Origin of the sequence: Streptomyces sp. NBC_00885, assembly GCF_045207475.1 — a bacterium.
Classification (GTDB): domain Bacteria; phylum Actinomycetota; class Actinomycetes; order Streptomycetales; family Streptomycetaceae; genus Streptomyces.
This window is the reverse complement of sequence record NZ_CP108796.1, coordinates 1,308,290-1,334,363: the sequence shown is the minus strand read 5'-3', so window position 1 is coordinate 1,334,363 and position 26,074 is coordinate 1,308,290. Positions and strand designations below refer to the sequence as shown.

The window sequence follows — 26,074 nt, the reverse complement described above, 5'->3', positions numbered from 1 at the left end:
CGCCGCCATGCTGCTGCAGGTGCTCGGCACCGCGGCGGGCGGCGGACTGCCCCAGTGGAACTGTGCGTGTCCCGGCTGCGCCGGGGCACGCGCGCACCCGCACCGGCGCCGCCGTCACGCCTCACTCGCCCTGCGCGCGGACGAGAGCCTCTGGTTTCTCGTCAACGCCACCCCCGACATCGGCGACCAGATCGAGGACAGCCACGCGCTGCGGCCCGGGCCGGGGCCACGCGAGTCCCCCGTGGCCGGAGTGATCCTCACCGACGCCGAACTCGACCACACCCTCGGGATCGCCCGGCTGCGCGAGGCCGACGGCTTCGACATCCTCGCCACCCGGCCGGTACGGCACGCGCTGCTCGGACGATTAAGACTCGGCGAAGTACTCGCCCCCTACACCCGTATCGGATGGCGGGAGTTGAGCCACGAAGCGGAACCGCTGACCAAGAGCGGCACCGTGGAGATGGCTGCCGTACCCCTCTCGGCCAAACGACCGCGCTACGCCGCAGGCACCGGACAGGACGAGCGCACCTGGGTCGTCGCGCTCCGGCTGCGTGAGACCACGACCGGCCGCAGCCTGCTCTACGCACCGGCTCTCGCCCACTGGAGCGAGGAGTTCCAGCAAGCCGTCGAAGAGGCCGACTGCGTCATCCTCGACGGCACCTTCTGGGACGACAACGAGCCGGTACGCACCGGAGTTTCCGCCAGGACCGCGACCGGAATGGGCCATCTGCCCATCGCCGGGCCGAACGGCACCGCCCGCCGCCTCAGCGGGCTGCGCGCCCGCTGTCTCTACACGCACCTCAACAACACCAACCCCCTCGCGGACCCGGACGCCCCGCAGCACGCGCTGCTCGGCGACTGGGGACTCGAGGTCGCCGCCGACCGAATGGTGATCGAGCTGTGAGCACAGTCGCTCCGCCCGCAACGGGCGCCGGTGAGCTGTGGAGCCCCGAGGAGTTCACGGCGCGGCTGCGCGCCGTACCCGCCGAGCGCTACCACGACCGCCACCCCTTCAACCTGCGCATGCACGAAGGCGCCCTGCGCCCCGACGAGTTGCGCCGCTGGATCCTCAACCGTTTCCACTACCAGCGCCACATCCCCGTCAAGGACGCGCTGATCCTTGCCAAGTTCGACGACTCCTCGCTGCGCCGCTCCTGGCTGCGCCGGATCCAGGACCACGACGGACCGGTGGAGGGCGAGGGCGGCATCGAGCGCTGGCTGCGGCTCGGCGAAGCCGCCGGGATCGACCGGGAGCGGCTCCGGTCGGGCGCGGAAGTACTCCCGGGTGTACGGCTCGCGGTCGACGGATACGTCAACTTCTGCCGGCTGCGTTCCGCCCTAGAAGCCGTCGCTGCCTCCCTCACCGAACTCGCCGCGCCGGCCATCATGCGCACCCGTATCGACGCCTTCGAACGCCACTACCGCTGGATCGAGACCGACGGACTCGTCTACTTCCAGAGCCGCATCGGACAGGGCGGCCGCGACAGCGAAGAAGCCCTCGCGCTCGTCCTCGCCTGGGCGGCGACCCGGCAGGAGCAGGAGGCGGCCGTGGCAGCCCTCCGCTTCAAGTGCGATGTGCTCTGGGCGCTGCTCGACGCCGTGGACGGCGCGGGGGAGCGGCCATGACCGATACCTCGACAGGCGACACCTGGAAACCCGTGCTCTCGAGGTCGGTGGTGTTCCGGCACGACCGGGTGCGCGGCGCCGATCTGCTCGTACTGCCCGAGCGGGTGGTCGTGCTCCAGGGCAATGCCGGATCCATCGTGCGGCTCTGCGACGGCGTGCGCGACGTCGGCGCGATCGTGGCCGAGCTCGCCGAACAGCATCCCGGTGCGCCCGTGGCCGAGGAAGTCCCGGAGTTTCTGGGGCGGTTGCGCAAGGAGGGCTGGCTCAAGTGACAACTGTCGACCCGCCGTGGGCGCTCCTCGCCGAGCTCAGCCATGGCTGTCCGCTGCACTGCGCCTATTGCTCCAACCCCGTCGAACTGGTCGGTCGGTCAGACGAGTTGACCACTGCCCAGTGGGCCGAGGTGTTCCGGCAGGCCGCCGACCTGGGCGTCGTACAGTCCCATCTCTCCGGCGGAGAGCCGCTGCTGCGCCGGGATCTGCCCGAGATCGTGGCCGCGGCGGACGGCGCCGGAATCCATACGCAGCTGGTCACCAGCGGGGTCGGCCTGCACGAGAAGCGACTGGCCGCGCTGATCGACGCGGGGCTGCGCAGCGTCCAGCTCTCGGTCCAGCACGCAGACCGGGCCGCCTCCGAACTCATCGCCGGAGCCCGCTCCTTCGCCGCCAAGGAGCGCGCCGCCCGGCTCGTACGCGAGGCGGATCTGCCCCTCGGGCTCAATGTCGTACTCCACCGCGCCAATCTCGACGCGCTGGACGACCTCGTCGAACTCGCCCTGGCCTGGGGCGCGGAGCGGATCGAGCTCGCCAACGTCCAGTTCTGCGGCTGGGCCCTGCGCAACCGGGACGCCCTGCTGCCCGGCCGTGAGCAGATCGCCGCCGCGCGTGCCGCGGTCGAACGATGGCGGGCCCGGCTGGCGGGCCGGCTGGACCTCGTCTGGGTCGTGCCCGACTACGTCGACGGCATCGCCAAGCCCTGCATGGGCGGCTGGGGCGCTCTCTCGCTCACCGTGGCACCCGACGGCACGGTCCACCCCTGCCCGGCGGCCGCGTCCCTGCCCGGCCTGGACGCCCCCAGCGTCAAGGACCACTCCCTGGAGTGGATCTGGCGCGAGTCGAAGACCTTCAACCTCTACCGCGGCGAGGAGTGGATGCAGGACCCGTGCCGCAGCTGCCAGCTGCGCACGACGGACTTCGGCGGCTGCCGCTGCCAGGCGTACGCCCTGACCGGCGACGCCACCCGCACCGATCCGGCCTGCCGTCTCTCGCCGGACCACGCGTTCGTACGCGATCTCGTCGACCGCCCGCGCATCCCCGCGCCGGTGGCAGCACCCGCGTACGCCTACCGCAAGGAAGGACCATGAAGCGATCAACTCCCCTGCTGCTGGCGGCCGCTCTCGCGGGCAGCACCCTGTCCGCCGTGCCCGCGAGCGCGGATCCCGAGGTGCCGGCCGCGGCCGTTCGGTACGAGGCCGAGAGCGCCCTCATCCACCAGGGCGCCGTGGAGAGCAACCACGCCGGATTCACCGGAACCGGATTCGTCAACTACGACAACGCGGCCGGAAGTCATGTCGAGTTCACTGTGAACTCCGCCGTGACCACGAGCACCACGCTCGCCCTGAGGTTCGCCAACGGCACGACGGCGAACCGCCCGCTCGACATCTCCGTCAACGGTCAACTGGTCGCCGACGACCTGGCCTTCGGCTCCACCGGCAGCTGGACCGGCTGGCGGACCACGAACGTCACCGCCGAGCTCAAGGCGGGGACCAATACCGTACGGGTCACCTCCGCCGGCGCGACCGGCGGCCCCAATCTCGACTCGCTCACCGTCGGCGAAGACGCCCCCACCGCCGACTGGTCGGTCGCCATGGTCGAGTCCACGACGGCCCGCTACTCCCCGAGCGCCATCGGCGGCTGGTCCTATCCCGTGGGGCTGTATCTCTACGGCCAGTACCTCGTTTATCAGCGCACCCACGACGCCCGCTACCTCAGCTACATCAAAAGCTATGTCGACCGCTTCGTCGACAGCGGCGGAAACATCGGGCAGAGCTTCAACAATCTCGACAGCATGCAGGCAGGGCGGCTGCTGAACATCCTCCACCACGAGACGGGTCAGGCGCGCTACCAGAAAGCCGCCAAGAAGATCCGGGACCGGCTCACCACCTATCCGCGCACGTCCGACGGCGGATTCTGGCATTCGACATCGGATTCCCGGCGCAGCCAGCTGTGGGCCGACGGCGTCTACATGGTGAACCCCTTCCTCGTCGAGTACGGAAAGGAATTCGGCGACTCGGCGTACACCAGCAATGAGGCCACCAGACAACTCGCCGTCTACGGCAGCCACTTGCAGGTGGAAGGCGGACTGCTCAGGCACGCATGGGACGAGTCGCGCGACGCGAGCTGGTCCGATCCGGGGACCGGACTCGCACCCGAGCACTGGTGCCGCGCCATCGGCTGGTACTCGATGGCGATCGTCAACGTCCTGGACGCAGTCCCGGCCGGCCATCCCCGCCGGGCCCAGCTGCTGACCGCGCTGCGAAAGCTCGCCGCCGGCATCGAGCATTACCAGGATCCGGCCACCGGCCGCTGGTTCCAGGTCGTCGACAAGGGCGCGCACGCCGACAACTGGACCGAGACCTCCTGCTCCAGCATGTTCACCTTCGCCCTTTCCCGCTCGGCACAGCAGGGATATGTCGACGCGCACTACGCACAGGTGGCCCAGCGCGGATATCAGGGCGTGCTGGAAAAGATCTCGACCGGCGGCGACGGTCTCACCAACCTCACCGACATCTCCATCGGGACGAATGTCGGGAACTATGGCTACTACATCAACCGCGACCGGAAGACCAATGATTTCCACGGTCTCGGCGCCTTTCTCATCATGAACGAACAACTCCGGGCCAGGTGACAAGAAATGACCCCCACCAGAAGGACCGTTCTGGGCGCCGCGCTGGGCGGTGCCGTCGCGGCCGGCATGCCCGCGGCGACGGCGAGCGCCGCATCGTGGCAGCTGCGCTGGTCTCCGTCGGCGAGCACCGACAAGCTCAAGGCCTTCGAGACGATCGAGGACGACCGGGCGGACTCCCACCCGGCCGGAGCGCCGCACATCTTCGCCGAGGGCGACAACTTCCGGTTCACCATGCACACCGTGGACCGGGACACCATGAAGGACCGGCAGCGCCACGAGGTCACCGGCTGCCGCAACGGCAGCTCCTTGCTCCAGTGGAAGTCCGGCCAGACCTGGCGGGTCACGTACTCGATGTACATCCCCAGCACGCTGAAGGCGACCACCAGCTTCACGCACATCATGCAGATGAAGCAGCCCGGCACCGGCTCGTCGCCGATCGTCGTGCAGTCGCTGCGCCGCGTCAACGGCGTACAGACCATCGAGCTCAGGGTCATCGAGGGGGACGTCCTCGTCGGCCGTACGAACCTGGAGCCGCTGCACGACAAGTGGACCGACGTCGACTTCCAGATCAAGATCGGCAACGGTACTTCGGGCTCCGTCCGCTGGATTCTCAAGAGCGGCGGAACCACGGTGATCGACAAGTCGAAGTCGGGCGTCGACACCTTCCTCGCGGACCGGGTGCGCCCCAAGTGGGGCATCTACCGCTCCCTGGGCGACAGTTCGGGCTCGCTGCAGAACTGCCACCTGCTCCTCACCAATATGCGCTGCTACCAGCTCGTCTGAGGAGGACGACGATGAAGTGCTTACGGAGAACCGCCGCCACCGCCTTTCTGGGCTTCGCGCTGGCGCTGGGCATCGCCCAGCCTCCGGCGGGGGCTGAGCCCGAAACGCCGCCGACCGCGGCCGCGACGGCACCCGCACCCGCCGCGGCCGAGTTCAACGTCCGTGACTACGGAGCGGTCGGCAACGGCTCCACCAACGACACGGCGGCCATCAACAAGGCCATCACCGCCGCCAACACGGCGGGCGGCGGAATCGTCCGCTTCCCCTCGGGGACGTACGAGTCCAAGAAAACGATCAGGATGAAGAGCAACGTCACCCTGCAGCTGGACGCGGGATCGACGATCAGCGGAAACGGCGCTGACACCTATGACCCGCCCGAGCCGAACCAGTGGGACGACTACCAGGACTACGGCCACAGTCACTTCCACAACGCCATGATCTACGGCGACAACCTCAGCAATATCGGCTTCACCGGCTCCGGCGTCATCGACGGCGACGGCGCGCTGATCACCGGCAACCCCAAGCCGGGCGAGGCCGACAAGATCATCTCGCTGACGCGCTGCAAGAACCTCACCCTCAGCGGCATCACCCTGCGCGAGGGCGGACACTTCGCCGCGCTCATCAACAACTGCGACAACGTCGTCTCCGACCGCCTCACCATCGACACGGCGATGGACCGCGACGGCTGGAACATCATCTCCACCACCAACGTCAAGATCACAAACGCCCATCTGGAGGCGAACGACGACGCTCTCGCCTTCAAGAGCGACTACGCGCTCGGCGCCAAGCTCAACAACGGGCATGTCACCGTCACCGACTCCTATCTCTCGGCCGGCTGCTGCAACGCGCTGATGTTCGGCTCCGAGACCTGCGGCGACTTCTCCGACTACCGCTTCGAGCGGATCACCATCAAGGGCTCGGACAAGTCCGGCCTCGGTCTGGTCTCCATGGACGGCGCCAAGATCTCCGACGTCCACTACAAGGACATCACCATGACCGACGTCCGCTCGCCGATCATGCAGAAGGTCGGTACGAGAAAACGGTGCGGGAACAACCCGGGCGTCGGCTCCATCAGCAACATCACGTACACCAACATCAAGGCCAACGGCACGACCCCGTCCTTCTCCCCGACCCTGTGGGGCGAGTCCGGCAGCGGCCGCATCCACGACATCACCTTCACAAACGTCGACATCACGGTGCCCGGCGGCAACGGCACCATGTCCACCAACCCGCCGAGCAACGACCCGACGGACTACAACCCCAAGGCGATCGGCACCCGCCCCGCCTACGGCTGGTATATCCGGGGCGCCGACAACGTCCGCTTCACCGACAGCGAGGTGCGTTTCGCGGCGAACGACGGCAGGCCCGCAGTCATCGCCGACAACAGCACCGGCGTCCGCTTCGACCGCTTCACCGCGCAGCGCGGCAGCAACAGCCCGTCCGACCTGCTCTTCCAGACGGTCAACGGCTACTGCGTCGCCGGCAGCGCCAACACGAACGGGGGCGCGCTGCGGATCAGCCAGACCGGCTCCAGCCAGAACTGCGGCGGCGGACCTTCGCCCACCCGGTACGAGGCCGAGAACGCCACGTACTCCACCGGCTCGACCGTCGACTCCGACCACACCGGCTACTCCGGCGCGGGCTTCGTCAACACCCCCAACACCGTGGGCGCGTACGTGGAGTGGACGGTGAACGCCTCCGAGGCGGGCACGGCCGATCTCGTCATCGCCTACGCCAACGGCACCACCACATCCCGCCCGCTGGACATCGCCGTCAACGGGGTCACTGTCGCCGCGGCCTCCCCCTTCGCCGGCACCGGCGCCTGGACCACCTGGCGCACGGTCACCGTGCCCGTCGCCCTCAAGGCCGGAGCCAACACCGTCCGTGCCACCGCCACCACCGCGAACGGCGCACCCAATCTCGACTTCCTGGACGGCCCGGCATGACCAGACGCCTCTTGGCGCGGCTGGTGCTGGTGGGCGCGCTGCTCCTCGGCGCGCTGACCTTGCAGAGCCCCGCCCGCGCCGATCTGGAACACCCGCGCCAGGACTTCCTGCGCTCCTCCCTCGGCGGTCTCTTCCTGCACTGGGGGCAGCGCACCGCTCCCTCGCACACGAGCTGCAGCCAGTGGGAGTCCGATGTCACGGGCGGCGGCTGGACGCCCGACTACTGGGTCCAGGAAGCACAGAAGCTGCACACCCAGTACCTCGTGCTCGCCACCTTCCACAGCCGCCTCGGCTACGCCCGCCCCTGGCCGTCCAGGATCCCCGGAAGCTGCAGTACGAAGCGCGACTTCCTCGGTGAGCTGATCACCGCCGCCAAGGCCAAGGGCCTCAAGACGATCCTCTACATGACCGACGACCCCCAGTGGCACGACGAGGGCGGCCATGAGTGGCTCGACTCGGCGGCGTACTCGAAGTACAAGGGCCGCAATGTCGATCTGACCGGCCGCGACGGCTTCGGGGAGTTCAGCTACGACAACTTCTTCGAGGTCATGGACCGCTATCCGGAGCTCGGAGGCTTCTGGATCGACAACGACAACGCGTACTGGGAGAGCCACAACCTCTACGCGCAGGTGTACCAGAAGCGCCCGAACTACACGATCAGCAACAACAACGAAGACACGCCGATCATGGACATGATCAGCAATGAGCAGAAGACGGGGATGAGCCCGTCGTACGACTACCCGCAAGCCGTCTACACGGCGGCGCCCCGGCTGGTCGAGGCCGACTTCAAGCTCCCCTCCACGGGATCGTGGTGGTACACCGGTTCCGATCCGGCCGTCGACCGCAGGCTCACCCTCGGCCGGCTCATCACCAACGCCGGCTCCTCGGTGAAGGCGCTGATGGCAGAGACGGCGATGGTGGGCGGCAGACTCCCGGGCAATCAGGCCGCGTTCAACAACTTTGCCAAGGGCTATCTCGACGCCATCGCCGAGTCGTTGCACGGCACCGAGGGCGGCGGCTACCTGCACGGCGGCCTCGCCCCCGGGTTCTGGAACGACGGTTCCCACGGCGTCACCACCGTCAGCAGGACCGACCCGGACAAGCACTACATCCATGTGCTGACCCCGCCGTCCGCCTCCACCCTGCGGCTGCGGGACAACGGCTATCGGGTGACGGGTGTGAGGAACCTCCGTACCGGGGCGCCCATCGCGTACAGCCAGAGCGGCGGCACGCTCAGCCTCACCGGACTTGGCAGCTGGGACCCGTACGACACCGTCTTCAAGGTCACCACGGCCGGACGCGAAGGCATCGTCCCCGCCACCTCGTACACGATGAGCGCCGGCGCGTCGGCGGGCGGACACGGAGCCGCGGCCGCCGCCGACGGCGACTACCGCACCTATTGGGACAGCGACAAGACCACGCCCGTCTCGCTCCGCTTCGACCTCGGATCCGCGAAGCGGGTGCAGTACATCGGCGTCAACCAGCGTGAGGACTCCGTCAGTTACGCACGCTCGGGCACCGAACAGTCCGCCCGGATCAGGGACTACCGGGTGTACGTCAGCAACGACGGCACCACCTGGGGAAGCCCGGTCACGACCGGAACCCTGCCCAGCCGCCGAGGCGTCGCCGTTATCGACATCCCCGCGACCACCACCCGCCATGTCCGCCTCGAAGTGGTCAACACCCATGCGGCATCGAGCGATTCGACCCGCTACAAACGGCTGCGGATCGACGAGAGCTGGATCGGCAGCGCCTACGCGGCGGGCGGTGGCACGACTCCGACGCCCGGCCGCTACGAGGCCGAGTACGCGAACTACTCGACTGGCTCGACCGTCGACTCCGACCACACCGGCTTCACGGGCACCGGCTTCGTCAACACGCCCAACACGGCTGGTGCGTATGTGGAGTGGACGGTGCAGTCGGCCACCGCCCGCAGCGCCTCGATCGCGATCCGGTACGCCAACGGCACCACGGCGGGCCGCCCACTGGATGTCTCCGTCAACGGCAGGGTCGTCTCCGCGAACCGGGCGTTCGACGGCACCGGCGCCTGGACCACCTGGGCCGACTCGACCCTGACCGTCCCGCTCAGCGCCGGGGCGAACACCGTACGCGTCACCGCCACCGGCGCGAACGGCGCACCCAACCTCGACCACCTCGATGTGGAGGCGCCATGCTGCGTCTAATGGGGGGACGCCCCCCAAACCCCCCGCCCCTCAGAGCCCTGCTGGTGGGGGCGCTCGCGATACCTCTTGCCGCCGCCGGGCTGACCTCGGCCCCGCCACCGGCCGCCGCGTCCGACAACGGCCTGTCCCTCCGGCCCGCGATGGGCTGGTCCAGCTGGAGTTTCGTACGCCGCCAGCCCACCGAGGCCAAGCTGAAGGCCCAGGCGGACGCCCTGGTCGGCAGCGGTCTCAAGGAACACGGTTATATCCACGTCAACCTCGACGACTTCTACCAGAAGTGCGATTCCAACGGCTTCACGGTCGACCAGTACGGGCGGTGGGCCGTCGACTCGGCGAAATTCCCCTCGGGCATCAAGGCGCTCGCCGACTACATCCACTCCAAGGGGCTGAAGTTCGGCTTCTACGTCACGCCCGGCATCGCCAAGAACGCCGTCACCAGGAACACGCCGATCGAAGGGACCTCGTACCACGCGAAGGACATCGCCGACACGTCCAAGCTGGAGAAGAACTACAACTGCAAGAACATGTACTACATCGACTACAGCAAGCCCGGCTCCCAGGAGTTCGTGAACTCCTGGGCCCGCCAGTTCGCTTCCTGGGGAGTCGACTACCTCAAGATCGACGGCGTCGGCAGCCATGACATTCCCGACGTGCGGGCCTGGGACAAGGCTCTGCGCGCATCGGGCCGCCCCATCAACTACGCCCTCTCCAACAACCTCGCCATCGCCGACGCCCCCACCTGGCGACAGCTCGCCAACAGCTGGCGCACGCAGGGGGATGTCGAGTGCTACTGCGGCCCCGGACCCAACGGCAGCGGCTTCCCGCTCACCGACTGGAACCACATCACCTCACGGTTCAACTCGGCGGCGAACTGGCAGCAGTACGCCGGACCCGGCGGCTGGAACGACCTGGACTCACTCGAGATCGGCAACGGCGACCAGGTCGGCCTCAACGCCGACCAGCGACGCTCGCACATGACGCTGTGGGCGATGGCCGCCTCCCCGCTGCTGCTCGGCACCGACCTCACCGCACTCAGCGCCACCGACAAGGCGATGCTCACCAACGACCGGCTGATCGCGGTCAACCAGGACGGCATCGCCGCCCGACGCATCGTCAACTCCGGTCCCCAACAGGTCTGGAGCAAGCGCGAGCAGAACGGCGACTACATCGTCGCCCTCTTCAACACCGGCACCTCCGGCAACCAGACCGTCGCCGTGAACTGGTCCCAGGTCGGCTTCTCCGGCGCCGCTGCCGTCACCGACCTCTGGTCCGGCCAGAGCGGCGGCCTGGTCAACGGCTCGTACAGCGTCACCCTGCGCCCGGGGGAGACCCGGCTGATCCGGGCCACCCCGCAGTCGGGCACCACCGTCCGGTACGAGGCCGAGAACGCCTCCTTCAGCGCGGGCTCGACCGTCGACACCGACCACGGCGGCTTCAGCGGCACGGGCTTCGTCAACACGGCCAACGCCGCGGGCGCGTATGTCGAGTGGACGGTCGAATCGGCGACCGCCCGGGATGCCGCACTGACCATCCGCTACGCCAACGGCACCACGGCGGGCCGGCCGATGGATGTCTCCGTCAACGGCGCCGTCGTCTCCGCGGGCCGGGCCTTCGACGGCACCGGGGCCTGGACCACCTGGGCCGATTCCACCCTCAGCGTCCCGCTCAAGGCGGGTTCGAACACAGTACGCGTCACCGCCACCACGGCGAACGGCGCACCCAACATCGACTACCTCGACAGGGGATAACAGACGTGCGACCCCCCACCACACGGCTCCGTAACTCCACGATCGGCGCCGCAGTCACCGGACTGCTCGGCTCACTGGTGCTGGCGGCCTTCCCTGCGGCCGCCGGCGCGGCACCCGGCGCCGCCCAGCAAGCTTCGGGCGCGATGGCCGCGGCACCGTACGAATATCTCGGCTGGGGCAGCCCCCAGAAGCCGACCGACGTCATGGCGGCCACCGGCGTGAAGTGGTTCACGCTCGCCTTCATCCTCTCCGACGGCGGCTGCAACCCGAAGTGGGACGGCAGCCGCGCCCTCAAGGGCGGCTCCGACGAGTCGGCCATCAAGTCCATCCGCGCGGCGGGCGGCGACATCGTCGTCTCCGTCGGCGGCTGGAGCGGTGCGAAGCTCGGCGAGAAGTGTTCCAGCGCCACCGCGCTCGCCGGGGCGTACCAGAAGGTGATCGACGCGTACCGGCTCAAGGCCTTCGACATCGACATCGAGGCGAGCGAATTCGGCAACGCGACCGTGCGCCAGCGGGTCGTCGACGCGCTGAAGATCGTCGAGCAGAAGAACCCCGGCATCGTCACCTACATCACCATGGGCACGACCCCCGGCGGCCCGGACGCCACGGGCAAGGACCTGATCAAGCGCGGCGCCAGGTCGGGTCTGGCCGCGGACGCCTGGGTGATCATGCCCTTCGACTTCGGCGGCCACAGCGGCACGATGGGCCAGGCCTCGGTCAGTGCTCTCGAAGGCCTCAAGAGCGCGGTCAAGAGTGCGTACGGATACAGCGACTCCGCCGCCTACCAGCACATCGGCGTCTCGTCGATGAACGGCAAGACGGACGTGGCCGGGGAGACCGTCACGCTGAACGACTTCAGGACGATCCTCGCGTACGCGCAGCAGCACCACATCGCGCGCTACTCCTTCTGGTCCGTCAACCGCGACCGCAGCTGCGGCTCGGGCGGGGACGCGGACGCCTGCAGCGGTGTCTCGCAGTCCCCCTATGCGTACACCAAGATCGTGGCCCAGTACGGGGGCTGACACCCCGTCGGCGGCACCGGCCTTCGCCGACCGCTGCCCGGCGCGGAACTCCTGCCCCGCGCCGGGCAGTTCACGTCAGTGGTAGAGCGCGTCCACCTCGACCGAGTACGCCGCCTCGATCGCCTTCCGCTTGAGCTTCAGCGAGGGGGTGAGCAGACCGTGCTCCTCGCTGAAGGGATGCGCCAGGATCCGGAACGTACGGATCGACTCGGCCTTGGACACCAGCGTATTGGCGGCCACCACGGCCCGGCGGATCTCCATCTCCAGATCCGGGTCGCGCACCAGCTCGGCGGGCTCGAGCGGTGCCTTGTTCTGCATGGCGAGCCAGTGGTCGACGGCCTCCTGGTCCACAGTGACCAGCGCCGCGATGTAGGGACGGTCGTTGCCGACGACGATGCACTGCGCCACCAGCGGATGGTTGCGCACCCGCTCCTCAAGCCCCACGGGCGAGACGCTCTTGCCGCCCGAGGTCACCAGGATCTCCTTCTTGCGCCCGGTGATGGTCAGATAGCCGTCCTCGTCGAGCGCCCCGAGATCTCCGGTGGCCAGCCAGCCGTCGTGCAGTACGGCGTCGGTGGACTTCGGGTCGCCGAGATAACCGCCGAAGATATGCGCTCCGTGCAGCCACACCTCGCCGTCCTCGGCGATGTGCACCGTGGTGCCGGGGATGGGCTGGCCGACGGTGCCGTAGCGCGTGCGCTCCGGCGGGTTCGCGGTCGCGGCCGCGGTGGACTCGGTGAGTCCGTATCCCTCGAAGACGGTCACGCCCGCGCCCTCGAAGAAGAGCCCGAGCCGCCGGTCCATGCCGGAGCCGCCGGACATCGCGTGCCGTACGCGGCCGCCCATCGCGTCACGGACCTTGCCGTAGACGACCTTCTCGAAGAACTGGTGCTGCATCCGCAGCCCGGCTGACGGTCCCGGGCCGAGCCCGAAGGCCCGGTGCTCCGTCGCTTCGGCGTATCTCACCGCGACATCGACGGCCTTGTCGAACGGGCCCGACTTCCCCTCGGCCTCCGCCCTGCGGCGCGCGGCGTTGAAGACCTTCTCGAAGATGTACGGCACAGCCAGGATGAACGTCGGCCGGAACGCCGCCAGATCCGGCAGCAGCGCACTCGCCTGCAGCACCGGCTGATGGCCGAGCTTGACCCGGCCGCGCACCGCCGCGACCTCGACCATCCGCCCGAAGACATGGGCGAGCGGCAGAAAGAGCAGGGTCGAGGCCTCGTCGCCGGGTTTGGAGTGAAACACCGGCTCCCAGCGTTCGATCAGGGTGTCCGTCTCGAACATGAAGTTGGAGTGGGTGATCACACAGCCCTTGGGGCGGCCGGTGGTGCCGGAGGTGTAGATCACGGTGGCGATCGAGTCGGGAGTCACCGCACGCCGGTGGCGGTGCACCACCTCGTCGTCGATGTGCGCGCCCGCCTCCACCAACTCGGCAACGGCCCCGGCGTCCAGCTGCCACAGCCGTTTCAGCTGAGGCAGCCGGTCGATGACCGAGCCGATGGTCATGGCGTGGTCCTCGTGCTCGACCATGCAGGCCGAGACCCCGGCGTCGTGCAGCATCCAGAAGACCTGCTCGGCGGAGGAGGTGGGGTAGACCGGCACCGACTGGGCGCCGACGGTCCACAGCGCGAAGTCGAAGAGCGTCCACTCGTAGCGCGTGGGGCTCATGATCGCGACGCGGTCCCCGAACCGCACACCGTGCGCGAGCAACCCCTTGGCCAGGGCCAGCACCTCGTCGCGGAACTGCGCGGAGGTCATGTCCTGCCAGTTGCCCGCCGCGTCCTTGCGGCCGAGGGCGACCCGCTCGGGATCGTCATCGGCATGGTCGAAGACCGCGTCCGCAAGTCCGCCTACCTGAGGCGCCGCGGCCATGGGTGGGACAGTGAACTCGCGCAATGGCCTGCTCCTCGTGGCGCTCCCCGCACAGCGCCGTGACGCTACCCCACGCCGCCGCGGGGCGGGAGGGGCTTCATGAACTGTGGACGAATGGCATCACCACAGGTCAGGCGCAGATGTCCGGCAACATGGTGCAGGCTCGGGTGTAGTTCTGACCCCACGGTAAGTACGCCGGGCCGGAATCTCCACCGAATCTGTACGGTGCGCTCACCGTCGCTCTACGGGTACGGGGGCCTTGGTCCGTACCTGCGCCGTCTCCAGGGCGTCGATGCGGCGGGCCGGGCGGTCGCGATCGTACCGAAAACCGCTGCGCCGAAGCCGTCTGCCGCTGCGCCCCAGCCCTCGCCGGCCCGCTGTCACCGACCGCGGTGCAACCGGTCCCCGCCCGTGAGGATCGACGCCGCCAGAGCGTCCGCCGCCCCCCGCGCCTCCCGGTCCGCTCCCGCACGGCGGCCGTGCAGCAGGACGAAGTCCACATCGCCGAGCTCCGGCAGACCCGCGCGGCCCGGAACCGGGACGAGGCCCGGCGGAATCAGCCCGCGGGTGTGGGCCATCACGCCGAGCCCGGCGCGCGCCGCCGCGATCAGACCGCTCAGGCTCGTACTCGTACAGGCGATGTGCCAGGCGCGGCCGTCGGCCTCCAGGACCTCCAGAGCGCGGGCGCGCGTGATCCCCGGCGGCGGAAAGACGATCAACGGGACCGGGCGGTCCGGGTCCAGCCGCAGCTGCGGGGCGCCGATCCAGGTCAGGGCGTCCTGCCAGACCAGCTCGCCGTGCGTGTCACCCGCCCGCCGCTTGGCCAGCACCAGATCGAGCCGGCCCGCCTCCAGCCGCCTGTGCAGGATGCCCGACAGCTCGACCGTGAGCTCCAGATCGACCTCCGGATGATCACGCCGGAACGACTGAAGGATCTCCGGGAGCCTGGTCAGTACGAAGTCTTCCGAGACCCCGAAACGCAGCCGCCCGCGCAGCCGCGTGCCCGCGAAGAACGCGGACGCGCGCTCGTGCGCCTGCAGGATCGTCCGGGCGAAACCGAGCATCGCCTCGCCGTCCTCGGTCAGCTCCACGCTGTGCGTGTCCCGCGTGAACAACGGGCGCCCGGTCGCCTCCTCCAGCCGCCGCACATGCTGGCTCACCGTCGACTGACGCAGACCGAGCCGACGCGCGGCCTGGGTGAAGCTCAGGGTCTGGGCGACCGCGAGGAAGGTACGCAGCTGGGCCGGGTCGTACATGCTTCGAGGTTAGCGCGTCATCGCGATCCGTGATGACAGTCAGAGCGGTATACGGGATTCCCGATCGCCCCCATCGGAAGCAGCATGGGGTTGGCACATCCTGACCCGAGAGCAAGTGGAGCCCATGAGCCCCCGCACGTTGCAGTTGCCGTCCTGGCTGCCGGTCGATCCGTACATCCTGGCGCTGCTCGGGACGGTCGGCCTCGCGGCACTGCTCCCGGCGTCGGGAGCGGCGGCGGACATCGCGGGCGGAGCCTCGACCGGCGCGGTCGCCCTGCTCTTCTTCCTGTACGGCGCCCGACTGTCCACACGCGAGGCCCTCGACGGGCTGCGGCACTGGCGGCTCCACCTGACCGTCCTGGGCGCGACCTTCCTGGCCTTCCCGCTGCTCGGCCTCGCCGCCCGAAGCCTCGAACCGCTGGTGCTCAGCCCGCAGCTCTACAGCGGCCTGCTCTTCCTCTGCCTCGTCCCGTCGACGATCCAGTCCTCGATCGCCTTCACCTCCATCGCCCGCGGCAATGTCCCCGCGGCGATCTGCGCGGGCTCCTTCTCCAGCCTCGCGGGCATCGTCCTGACCCCGCTCCTCGCGGCCCTGCTGCTCGGCGGCACCGGGGGCGGCTTCTCCGCGGACTCCCTGCTGAAGATCGTCCTGCAACTGCTTGTGCCGTTCCTGGCAGGGCAGGTGCTCAGGCGATGGATCGGCGGCTTCCTGCTCCGCCACAAGAAGGCGCTCGGCCATGTCGACCGGGGCTCGATCCTGCTCGTCGTCTACACCGCCTTCAGCGAAGGCATGGTCGCGGGCGTCTGGCACCGGGTCACGCCCCTGCGCCTCGGTGCGCTGCTCCTGGTCGAGGCGCTGCTCCTCGCGGCGATGCTGGCGCTGACCTGGTACGGCGCGAAGCGGCTCGGCTTCGGCCGGGAGGACCGGATCGCGATCCAGTTCGCGGGCTCGAAGAAGAGCCTGGCGGCGGGGCTGCCGATGGCGAGTGTGCTGTTCGGGGCGCAGGCGAGTGTGGCGGTGCTGCCGTTGATGCTTTTCCATCAGATGCAGCTGATGGTGTGCGCGGTGATCGCGAAGCGGCGTGCGCGGGACGCGGTGACCGCGGTGCCGTTCGCCCACCCCGCCCCTGCCCGATGTTCGTAAGTAGGTGTTCTGTCCCGCCTGGTGTCTGACCGGGCGGGACACACTGCACGGTCGCTTCTGCGGCGGCAAGTGGCTGGTCAGTTCAACAGCAGGTCGATCACTCCCGTCAGGTCCTCCTCGCCGCTGCCCTCGGCCAGGCGGCGGCGCATCAGCTCGAAGTAGGGGCTGAGCAGTTCCGGGCTGACACCCTGCTGCTCGGCGGTGCTCAGGAAGGTAGGCGTGCCAGCCACCTGCATGGCGAGGTTGGAGACGACGCCCTTGGTGTAGTCGCCGCTCCGCAACTGGTCGGCGGTCTGGTGAACTGCCGGGGCCATCGCGACGAGCCAGTCGGCGAGCAGCGGGGCGAGCGCCGCGGGGTCGATGTCCTCCTTGCGGATCAGGGCGAAGGCGTGCGCGGCGCCGGCGAACATCCCGTACATGGCGCTGAGAAGGGCCACGTCGTGCAGGGCCGCGAAGCCGGCGTCCTCGCCGACGTAGGTAGTGCCGGCCGGGACGCTCAGGGTCTCCTGGTGCCGCTCGAACAGCTCCCGCGAGCCGCTGTAGAAGACGAAGCCGCCGGTTTTTGGTTACCTCGGGGTGAGCGAGCACGTCAGAAGGGTGGGGCATGACGACGCTGAACCGGCCGGGCACACCAGACGGACACGTCTGCGGGATCGATACCGCGATGGAGGTGATCGGCGGCAAGTGGAAGGTGCTGATCCTCTGGGCGCTCCACGAGCATCCCCACCGTCGCTTCGGCGAGTTGCGTCGACTGCTTCCGGGGATCACCGAGAAGGTGCTGGCCTCGCACCTGCGTGAACTGGGAGCGGACGGCGTCGTGCACCGCGTCTCCTACGACGAGGTGCCGCCCCGCGTCGAGTACTCGCTGACCGAGGACGGCATGCGCCTCAATGACGCACTTCAGCCGCTGGCCGCCTGGGGCCGCGAGCGGCCGACCATTCGGCGGCCGGAGGAGAAGGCGGGCTAGGGTCTGTTGTGAACGTGCTGGTCGGCGACGAGCGGCGGGACGCAAAGTAGCCCCGCCCATGCGCCACGGGGGCAACACGCGAACGGGGCCGTTGCCGACGCGCTGAACTGTCTTGCTGCCGTCGCTCAGCGGGTCGGGGCTACTCAGCGCGGGTCACTCGCGCATGGTCGACGTACTCCCGCCGGAACACGTCGTCAGCGCGTGCAACGTTGGCAGTCGCGCGCTGTGCTTCCGGCGCTGCTCCAACTTGCGCACCACGTCGGCGGACACGCCTGAGCGCTCCGCCAACATCCATAAGTCGCTGTCGATCACGATCGTGTGGCGGTCCCGCACTCCCCTTCCCCGGCCTCCCGCATGCGTGTATCCATCGGCTTGCTCCGGTCGTACGGGTCGACCTCATGGCCGTCTCCCGAGCCTGTGACCGCTCGCTCGGCCCTGAACTCGGGGGTGAAGTAGCCGGTGGAGTTGTCGCAGCCGCCGTTGGTCGTGTCCACCTTGTAGGAGACAAGGGAGAACGTCCCCGGCTCTGTGACCACCTTCGCCGGGTTGTCCCAGCTCATCACTATCTCGCGGCGCACGATGGTGCGCGCCACTTCGTCGCTCCCCGCTGCGGCGCGTACGACCGGATAGACGTACGTGACGTCGGCAGTCACCTCGACCGCGCCGCGCTCGCCTTCCCGGTACGTGATCCGGCCTCGTGACTTGATCACGTTCCCGACAAGACGCACCTTCGTCGTGGTGAAGCGGCTGAACAGCAGCAGGGGATCACTCTGCCGACTGGGCGCGCGGAGGGCGGCCGCCAGGTAGTCCTGGACGTCACGTTGATGCGGATTGATCAACGCGATCGCATTCCCGGGGCGCTCCCCGCGCAGCACACCGGGATCCAGATTGGTCCCGGTCAGGAATTCCTGCGTCCGGGCGAGCGCCTGCGCGACCTGCTCCCGGCTCATCCAGCCGGTCGGCCGCGCCTCAGGCAAGTGGACACCCTCCGCCCCGTTGCCCCACTGGTCCGCGGGCGATCCTCTGAACGGCTTCTCGATGGTGGGCAGCTGGGCTGGACCCTGGTCCGCGGGCGGCCCACTTGGACGGTCCGACTCCGCGGCGAGCGGCGCTTTCCCACCGTCGCCGCCACCGAACCAGCCCACCACCCTGCCCGGGTCCAGCGCCACGGCCAGCAATCCGACTGCGACCAGCAGACCGACCACGTACCAGCCTGCGCCCCGTCGCCGCCGGGCCGGCTGGTAAGTCCGCCACCCCTGTGGCCGGCCGCTCTCCGTACGCAGCCGCCGCGCCACCATTCGGGCCCGCGCCGATGGCTCCTCAGGTGCCCCGGAAGTCCCGGCCTCAGCTTCCCGCAGGAAGCGCTCCCACTCCTCGTCCGGTATGGACGCCCCGCCCTTGCCCACGATCTTCCCTACTTCTCTTTCCTGTCCCTTCTCAGGGACGGTCACCACGTGGTAAGCCCACACAGTTTGCCGCACCACCAGGAACCCGAGGGGCCGCAGAGCATGGCGCCTCAACGTCCCGCCACGGGCTGCCGGTACGGAACCGGCGGTCCGACTCCTGGGAACCCCACCTCGGGAGTGGACGCGGAGAACAATAAGCGGGAGCCCCCGAGGACCCATGCTGGGTCTTCGGGGGTTCCCATGCGTCAACTACGACCGGACAGGCCTACTTGGCCACGTAGCCGAAGCGCCCGCCGACCGGCGGGAGGCCGCCTGATCCGGGCTTGTACGTGGTGACGGCTGCCTTCGTGCCGCCGCTCACGTTCGACCAGGGCAGGACGTGGACGGCGCCGAGGGACGGGCCGTACGGCATGCCGATGTACAGGTTCGTGCCTGCGAAGGTGATGCTCCTGCCCACGTACTGGTTGGCGCCGGGGGTGCCGGGCAGACCGGCGGCGCTGCCCGCCTCGATCCAGACATCGGAATCGCCGGCCGTGCCGAGGAGCGGGAACGTCTGGACCGCGCCCGCCTTGGCAGCCGTACCGACGGCCTCACCGGGGATGCCGACCGCGACCCGCAGAGTCGAGACAGTGCTGGTGGCGCGCGGTGCGGTGTTGACGGCGGTCACCTTCTCGCCGAAGCGGTCACCGGCCTCGGCGGTACCCGTCACGGTGTCGTCGCCGGTGCCCTGCCAGAGGGCGTCGACCTCGCTGTAGGTGCCCGCGGCAGTGACGCGGAAGGTGACGACGCGGCCCGCGTCAGCCTTCTCGACGCCGCTCACGGCCAGGGATTCGCCGGGCGAACCGACCACGAGGAACGAGTCCGTGGCGGACGCGGCGCCTGACGGGCGGTACGCGACCAGGGACAAGGAGGCGCCGAACTCGTCGCCGGCCTCGGCAGCGCCGGAGACGGTGTCGAGGTCCTGGTCCAGGCCGAACAAGGGCTTGGGGTGGCCGTCGGCGTGCAGGGTGTGGGAGAAGACCGCCACGCCGCCGGAGTCCGCCAGAGTGCCGATGGTTTCGTTGGGAGCGCCGATGGCGATGCGGTGTGCATCGGCCGCGACACTGGCGCCGAAGCGGTCGTTCGCCTCCGCGACGCCCGGGACATCCGTCTTGTCCTGGTGGACCGAGACGTTGGTGGTGCCACGCAGGTAGAAGGCCATGCCCGCCTTGGTGACGGTGCCCAGGGCCTCGCCGGGGACGCCGATCACCAGGTACGGCTCGCCCTCGGCGGTGCGGCCGGCGGCGATGGCGTGGCCCATGCGGTCGCCCGCCTCGGCGGCCGAGGCAAGGATGGCGCCCGCGCCGGTGCCCTGCTCCAGGTGGGTGACCTTCTGGGTGCCGGTGCCAAGGCCGCCGGCTCCGCCGTAAAGCACGTCGACCGTGCCCGCGTCGGCGGCGGTGCCGAGGTCCTCGGAGGGGGTTCCGACGACCAAGTCGGTGTAGCCGTCCTCGTTGTAGTCGACAGTTGCGAGGGCCTCGCCGAACCAGTCGGACGCCTCGGCGCTGCCGGGCACCCAGTCGAGGTCCTGGTTGATCTCGGCGGTGCCCTTGCCGCCGCCGTACACGATCCGGACCACTCCGGCGTCGGCGTCGGCGCCGACGGTGGCCTTGGGGTCGGAGATCGCGATGTCCTCGACGCCGTCGCCGTTGAAGTCGGTGATGCGGGTGGCGCCGATCTTGGAGTTCACCCAGGAGGCCAGGTCGTCGACGCGGGCGGTGACTCCGCCGGTGCGGGTCTCGGAGGTGTCGGAGCCGAAGCAACCGCCCTGGTAGGACTGGCTGTTGAGGGCAGCGAGGGTGGCTGTGCCGTTGATGACGCGGACCACGGGGCCGCCGGAGTCGCCCATGCACGCGGCCGCACCGTCCTTGCCGGCGACCGCGGCCGTGGTGGGGGCGGCGGAGTCCACCGTGTAGGTGCCGGTGTGCAGCTTCAGCGGGGCCCACTCGTCCTTCGTACGTCCGTATCCCGCGAACGTCAGCTGCTCGCCCGCAGTGGGGGCCGAGGTGGCCAGGGCGATGGGGGCCACGCCCGCGACCGGGCGGTTGAGGCGGGCGAGGACCACGTCACGGTCGGTGCGCGGGACCAGCTCCACGACGCGGCGCTCCGCGCCCTGAGCGCCAGTCAGGTCGGCGCGGCCGATGACGGCGGTGGTCTTCAGCTTCGGGGCGCCGGCGGGCACCGCCAGGCCGGCGGCCGGGTTGTCGACGAAGCAGCTGGCCGCCGTAAGCAGCCACTCGGCGTCGATGAGGGTGCCGGAGCAGCCGCGGGTGCTGTCGCCGATGTCCAGACGCGCCGTGTAGCCGTACGTGGTGTCGGCGGAGGCGGTGCCGCCGGTGACGGCGGACGCGGGCGCGGCGCTCAGCGCCACGGTGGTCGCGAGCAGGGCAGCGGCCAGCGCGGAGAGGCGCAGGGGTCTGGTGTGTTGCATGACCTTGGTTTCCTTGGTGCGAGGTCTGCGCGTCCGGTGGGCACCGGACCGCAGCACGGCGGACGTTGGGGCGCTGACCGGGTGTTACTTGGTGGACCTGATCTCGACGAGCATGTGATCGCGGCCCTCTGTGTCCGCGGCCTCACCCACCGAGGTCCAGGCGTTCTTGGTGATGTCGAACGACTTCTCCTCGGTACCTACGGTCATGTCCACCGCGGTCGTGTAGTCGTTGCCCTTGATCGCGTAGACCGCGGGGATCTCCAGGGTCAGCCAGCCGGAGTTGCCCACCACCTTGAAGCAGATCTTGTCCGCCTTGTCGCGGGCCATGATCTCCAGGAGGCCGGCGCCACTCGCACAGTCGGCCAGGGTGATGTGCCCGTCGCCGCGCTTGAGGACGATGTTCTTCTCCGCGAGGATCTTGTCCGCCAACGGGTAGTTGAAGTCCTCCACCGCGTAACCGGGGGCGCCCTCCGCGACCAGTGCGGTGGGGCTCGTCTGCTGCGACGCCCCGCCGGGGATGCCCGTGGTCGCCGTGATCCAAGCCAGGGCGCCGACCGCGGCCGCGCCCAGTGCGCGCAGCGCAATCCGCTTGCGCTGCGGCTTCACGGACATTCTGCTGTTTTCCTTCATTGCATCCCTAAGTTCGTCGCTGACGACCGGATGCTCATCACCGGGCTCGAATTTTCGGGTGCACAGGAATGCGATATAGACATCGCTCTGCTGGGTATGCCCCAACTACCTTGGCAGGCAGTTGTCTTACCTCTCAAGGCGAGAGGCCCCCTGTCCTGGTGATCTTCATCCGCTTCGCCATGCAAACACGAAGTGAACCCCAGGTCGAGTGCATAAAACCACGCACACTGGGGCAATCGCCATGCGCCAGTCATGATCTCCGCCACACTTCGTAAAGGTTGTACGGAAGATTGTGAGGGGCATGTAAAGGATCCCTGAGGCGCAGTCAGGAGCCGGAGTTCCAAAGTGCCTTGAAGGATCGGACTCCCCAATTGGCTTTTGCTGTATGGGCAGTTGATATGGTCCAGCACACAAGAGGCGCCGCCAACGCGCTACTTCGCATCCATTGGCATTCCATCCCGCGGGCACGTCGAAACCGCCCTGCCAGTGAGATCCGACATGTTCTGTCAACAGCTCACACGAGGACAACGCTCTTATGCAGACAGTTTTCTGGAGCCGGCGCCGCGTGCTTGGTGCGCTCGCCGCCGCCACCGCCGTGGCCTCCACGCCCTCGGTGCTCCTCGCCCCCGTCGCCGCCGCGGCGGAGGGCACGGCGCCCGATCCGGTCCCGCTGCCGGACACCGAGCGGGCGAAGGTGGTCAAGGCCTGGATATCGGGCGGAAGAGGCGTCAAGGCCGCAGCCGCCGAGGCCCTGTTCGGCTCCGACAGCGAGATCCAGACCTTCCTGGCCGAAACGCTGCCGAACCAGACCGTGCAGGACAACCGCGTCGCCATCGTCAGCAGCCTGGACCGCGCGGGCAAGGGCCTGCGCCGTGAGGCGGTCGCCGCCCTCGACAACGGTGACGCCGCCATCGCCGACTTCCTGAGGGACGGCTTCAAACCCGCCATCCTCGAGGACCTCCGGGTGGCCACCACCATCGTGTCGGGCACCGGCGACAAGGCGGTCCAGCGAGCCGCCACCGCCGCCCTGACCGCCGGCACCCAGCCGACCCTGACCGCGTTCCTCACCGACACCCAGTACGACGCACGCCTGGAAGACGCCCGGGTCCAGGTCTCCGCCATGATGATGCAGGCCGGCCCGGAAGTGCAGAAGTACGCCGGCCGTGCCCTCAGCGGCACCGCGTCCGACGTCGAGTGGTTCATCGAGACCGGGCAGCACATCGCCCGTGCCCGGGACCAGGAGTCGGCGACGATCGAGGAGCTCGTCGCCGTCGTCGAGCGGGAGGGCAAGCGCGCCGAGCGCCAGACGAACCTGGCCGTCGAGGCCTCCGCGCGCGCCCAGACCGCCGCGGAGAAGGCAAAGGAGGCGGCGGAGAAAGCCGCCGCCGAAGCAGCCGCTGCCAAGGAGGATGTGCAGAAGTCCGGGGCGGCGGCCCGCAAGGCGGCGGGCGCCGCGAAGGGCGCGGCGGATGCCGCCCGTAACGCCATCAACGCCTCGAACGCCGCTGTGTCGGCGTCCCGTCGTGCCTCCTGGGCCGCCACCGGCGCCGCCCAGGCCGCCGCGAACGCCGGCAGCGCCGCGGCCCGCGCCTTCCATGCCGCGATCGGTGCCTCCAAGGACGCCGGCAAGGCCGAGGCCGCCAAGAACGCGGCGGTCGCCGCCCGCAACGCCGCGGCCAAGGCGCGTACCGCGGCCAAGGCGGCCGACCAGGCCGCCGTCGCCGGAACCAAGGCCGCCGCCGCCGGTTCCGCCGCCGCCTCAGCCGCACGCAACGCGGCCGCCGCCGCGAACGCCGCCGCCCAGGCCGGCAACGCCGCCGGCGCCGCACAGTCGGAGGCCGCTGAGGCCAAGCGCCAGGCCGCGATCGCGTCCAGCGCCGCGAACCGGGCCACCAATGCCGCCTCCACCGCCCATACCCTCGCCACCACCGCGGCCGCGGCCGCCCGCACCGCCCGGGACGCCGCCAACTCCGCGGCGGACCACGCCGACAAGGCGGCAGCCGCCGCCGAGGAGGCCGTGAAGTACGCGGGCAAGGCCGTCGACTACGCCAACAAGTCCACCGCCCACGCGGCGGCGGCCGTGCTGGCCGCCAACACGGCCACCAAGGCCGTCTCGGACGCCCTCCTGGTGGAGCAGAACGCGCGGAAAGCCGAGGCGGAAACCCTTGAGCAGGACAAACTGCAGGCCATCGAGGAGGTCAGACTGCTCGCCGAGATCGAGACGATGGAGCTGACTGCCTATCAGAACAAAGTCGCCCAGGCCCAGCAGACCGATCAGAAGACCAAGGACCTGATCACCAAGGCCGAGCAGGCGCTGGCGGCGAACGACATGGCGGTCGCGGCGGTCCAGGGGCGCAAGGCGGCCATCGCCCTGCTCAGCTCCAGGGGTGCCTGGACCCGGCAGGCGGCCCAGTACGCACTCTCCGGCACGGACGACGACGTGTACGCGTGGATCGACCTCGACCGGCTCCTGGCTCAGAAACAGGACGACCGGGAGACCACGCTCCACGTGGCCACGATCGCCGGCCCCAAGATCGCCGCAGCGGCCCAGGGCGCCCTGGAGAGCCCCGATTCCAAGGCGGTCGGCGACTTCCTCACCAGCGGCATGAAGAAGGCCTCCGACGAGGACAACCGGGTGGCGATCGTTCGCATCCTGGACTCGAACCCCGGCAAGGCCGTCACTGTCGCGGCGAACAAGGCACTCGACCTCAACACCACCGAAGCACTGCAGAAATTCTTCGACCACGACTACCCCGAGGCGATACGGGAGGACGACGCGGTCCTCACCGTCACACTGATGAACACCGGGGGTGCCTTCACCAAGGCGTACGCCGAGGTGGCCATGGAGGGGCCCACCTGGATGCGCCGCAACTTCGTCTCCCTGGTGCAGTTCCGGACGGCCCAGCTCGACCACGACACCGCCACCCATGTCGCCGCGATCCGCGGCGCCATCGCGGCTGCGGCGAAGATCGCCGAGAAGGCGCAGGAGAACGCCGCCCTGGCATCGAAGGCCGCCGCCGACGCCCGGAGTGCCGCCGCCGAGGCCAAGGAGTGGGCGGCCAAGGCACTTGACTCCGCGGCCAAGGCCGACAACTACGCCGACGAGGCCAGGCGGAACGCGGACGCGGCCGACAAGTCCGCGGCCGACGCCAAGGCGTCCGCGAACAAGGCGAGCGCCGCGGCGTCGACCGCCCGTGGTGCCGCCCGCACCGCGAACTACTCGGCGAACAAGGCGATGGACTCCGCCCGCTCCGCCCTCAGGTCGTCGTACAGCGCCCAGGCTTCGGCCGCCGACGCCCGCGCCTCCTCGATCGCGGCGGGCAAGGACGCGGCGACGGCGGCGGCTGCGGCCACCGAGGCCAAGCAGATCGTTGCGGCCAAGCGTGAGGCCGAGGTCAAGGCGGCTGCCAAAGCGGCTGCCGAGAAGGCCCGACGTGAGCGGGAAGCCAAGATCGACCCGGCCGACAAGGACACCAACGACCAGATCAACCCCAACGGCACCAGCGCGGACGCCGACGAGTGGTGGAACGACGCCGGCTTCTACGCCGACGCGTTCAACGCGATCAGTGTCGGCGCCGGGTTCCTGGCCGCGGGCTGCGCCCTCGCCGCCTTCGTGTTCCCCCCGGCGGCCGCGGCCGCCGGCTTCTTCGCCGCGGTCTCGATGGGCGCCGGCGCCCTCGGCACCCTCTTCACCGGCATCGAACACGGCTTCTCCAGTAGCGAGTTCATCGAATCCGCCATCGGCACCGGCCTGAGCCTGGTCACCTTCGGCCAGTCCAAGTGGATCGGTGCCGCGGACAAGGCGCTCGGCGGCAAGCTCATCAAGCCCGTCGTCGGCAAGATCGCCGACGTCGGCGAGGACGTCGTATCGGGGGCCACCAAGGTCCTGTCGTCCATCTTCTGACCCGCGTCGCAGCACTCGGCGACCCGGCCGACCCGAACGGCCTCGGCCCGAACCCGGACGATCCCGGCGCCGGCGAGTCCGCCGGCGCCGGCCGGTCCCCACCGCACGAGAACGACTCTCACGCGGGCGAACTGCTGACCGTGCCGGTCCGGATCCCCTGGATATCCGGCAGTTGTCCGTTGCCCGGAGGCACCGCTGTGCCGGTGC

At 69.4% G+C, this 26,074-nt stretch carries 18 protein-coding genes and 1 pseudogene; 13 read left to right on the top strand and 6 right to left on the bottom strand.

What is annotated here, in order from left to right:
• The first annotated feature begins 7 nt into the window (after positions 1-7).
• Genes pqqB through OHA61_RS06025 form a run of 10 tightly spaced genes read left to right on the top strand, consistent with a single transcriptional unit; the run spans position 8 to position 12,215 of the window.
• Positions 8-904 (top strand): pyrroloquinoline quinone biosynthesis protein PqqB, encoded by an 897-nt coding sequence (gene pqqB, locus OHA61_RS06070; RefSeq protein WP_406302105.1) that lies wholly within the window; start codon positions 8-10, stop codon positions 902-904.
• Positions 901-1,626, top strand: a complete 726-nt coding sequence (gene pqqC, locus OHA61_RS06065; protein WP_406302104.1) for a pyrroloquinoline-quinone synthase PqqC — start codon at positions 901-903, stop codon at positions 1,624-1,626. The genes pqqB and pqqC overlap by 4 nt, the downstream gene beginning before the upstream one ends.
• On the top strand, positions 1,623-1,898 hold the full coding sequence (gene pqqD / locus OHA61_RS06060) for a pyrroloquinoline quinone biosynthesis peptide chaperone PqqD (protein WP_406302103.1): 276 nt from the start codon (positions 1,623-1,625) through the stop codon (positions 1,896-1,898). The genes pqqC and pqqD overlap by 4 nt, the downstream gene beginning before the upstream one ends.
• Complete coding sequence (gene pqqE / locus OHA61_RS06055) at positions 1,895-2,989, top strand: pyrroloquinoline quinone biosynthesis protein PqqE (protein ID WP_406302102.1); 1,095 nt, start codon at positions 1,895-1,897, stop codon at positions 2,987-2,989. The genes pqqD and pqqE overlap by 4 nt, the downstream gene beginning before the upstream one ends.
• Positions 2,986-4,533 (top strand): glycoside hydrolase family 88 protein, encoded by a 1,548-nt coding sequence (locus OHA61_RS06050; RefSeq protein ID WP_406302101.1) that lies wholly within the window; start codon positions 2,986-2,988, stop codon positions 4,531-4,533. The genes pqqE and OHA61_RS06050 overlap by 4 nt, the downstream gene beginning before the upstream one ends.
• A gap of 6 nt (positions 4,534-4,539) precedes the next feature.
• Positions 4,540-5,316, top strand: coding sequence for a heparin lyase I family protein (locus OHA61_RS06045; protein WP_406302099.1), 777 nt, complete (start codon positions 4,540-4,542; stop codon positions 5,314-5,316).
• 11 nt (positions 5,317-5,327) lie between these two features.
• Positions 5,328-7,262 (top strand): glycosyl hydrolase family 28 protein, encoded by a 1,935-nt coding sequence (locus OHA61_RS06040; protein ID WP_406302097.1) that lies wholly within the window; start codon positions 5,328-5,330, stop codon positions 7,260-7,262.
• Positions 7,259-9,445: a discoidin domain-containing protein gene (locus tag OHA61_RS06035; protein WP_406302096.1), complete on the top strand. Its 2,187-nt coding sequence runs from the start codon at positions 7,259-7,261 to the stop codon at positions 9,443-9,445. The genes OHA61_RS06040 and OHA61_RS06035 overlap by 4 nt, the downstream gene beginning before the upstream one ends.
• A complete protein-coding gene (locus OHA61_RS06030; RefSeq protein WP_406302094.1) occupies positions 9,445-11,193 on the top strand; it encodes a CBM35 domain-containing protein in 1,749 nt (582 codons plus the stop codon). Before OHA61_RS06035 ends, OHA61_RS06030 begins: the two co-directional genes overlap by 1 nt.
• A 5-nt stretch (positions 11,194-11,198) precedes the next feature.
• A complete protein-coding gene (locus OHA61_RS06025; protein WP_406302093.1) occupies positions 11,199-12,215 on the top strand; it encodes a chitinase in 1,017 nt (338 codons plus the stop codon).
• Between the two features lie 75 nt (positions 12,216-12,290).
• Here the strand turns inward: OHA61_RS06025 and OHA61_RS06020 are convergent, their stop codons facing one another.
• Both OHA61_RS06020 and OHA61_RS06015 read right to left on the bottom strand, forming a co-directional pair.
• Positions 12,291-14,090, bottom strand: a complete 1,800-nt coding sequence (locus tag OHA61_RS06020) for an AMP-dependent synthetase/ligase (RefSeq protein ID WP_406302092.1) — start codon at positions 14,088-14,090, stop codon at positions 12,291-12,293.
• Between the two features lie 380 nt (positions 14,091-14,470).
• Positions 14,471-15,346, bottom strand: a complete 876-nt coding sequence (locus OHA61_RS06015) for a LysR substrate-binding domain-containing protein (RefSeq protein WP_406302091.1) — start codon at positions 15,344-15,346, stop codon at positions 14,471-14,473.
• Positions 15,347-15,470: 124 nt separating this feature from the next.
• Here OHA61_RS06015 and OHA61_RS06010 point away from each other — a divergent pair, with 124 nt between their 5' ends.
• The gene (locus OHA61_RS06010; RefSeq protein ID WP_406302090.1) at positions 15,471-16,490 is read left to right on the top strand and encodes a bile acid:sodium symporter family protein; all 1,020 of its coding nucleotides are present in this window, start codon (positions 15,471-15,473) and stop codon (positions 16,488-16,490) included.
• 77 nt (positions 16,491-16,567) lie between these two features.
• Here OHA61_RS06010 and OHA61_RS06005 read toward each other — a convergent pair.
• Positions 16,568-17,056: pseudogene (locus tag OHA61_RS06005) on the bottom strand (NAD(P)-dependent oxidoreductase); the annotation flags it as partial.
• A gap of 38 nt (positions 17,057-17,094) precedes the next feature.
• Between OHA61_RS06005 and OHA61_RS06000 the strand changes: the two are divergent.
• Positions 17,095-17,457, top strand: a complete 363-nt coding sequence (locus OHA61_RS06000; protein WP_406302089.1) for a winged helix-turn-helix transcriptional regulator — start codon at positions 17,095-17,097, stop codon at positions 17,455-17,457.
• Between the two features lie 308 nt (positions 17,458-17,765).
• Here OHA61_RS06000 and OHA61_RS05995 read toward each other — a convergent pair whose 3' ends face one another.
• The 3 genes from OHA61_RS05995 to OHA61_RS05985 form a co-directional block, all read right to left on the bottom strand.
• Positions 17,766-18,863: a hypothetical protein gene (locus OHA61_RS05995; protein ID WP_406307289.1), complete on the bottom strand. Its 1,098-nt coding sequence runs from the start codon at positions 18,861-18,863 to the stop codon at positions 17,766-17,768.
• Positions 18,864-19,128: 265 nt separating this feature from the next.
• Positions 19,129-21,333 carry a trypsin-like serine protease gene (locus OHA61_RS05990; RefSeq protein WP_406302088.1) on the bottom strand — a complete coding sequence of 735 codons (2,205 nt, stop codon included), beginning with the start codon at positions 21,331-21,333 and terminating at the stop codon, positions 19,129-19,131.
• An 84-nt stretch (positions 21,334-21,417) separates the two neighbouring features.
• Entirely contained in the window at positions 21,418-21,945 is a 528-nt protein-coding gene (locus OHA61_RS05985) for a hypothetical protein (protein WP_406302087.1), read from the bottom strand.
• A 553-nt stretch (positions 21,946-22,498) separates the two neighbouring features.
• On the opposite strand from OHA61_RS05985, the gene OHA61_RS05980 reads away from it, so the two are divergent.
• Positions 22,499-25,867, top strand: coding sequence for an ALF repeat-containing protein (locus OHA61_RS05980; RefSeq protein ID WP_406302086.1), 3,369 nt, complete (start codon positions 22,499-22,501; stop codon positions 25,865-25,867).
• Positions 25,868-26,074: the final 207 nt, after the last annotated feature.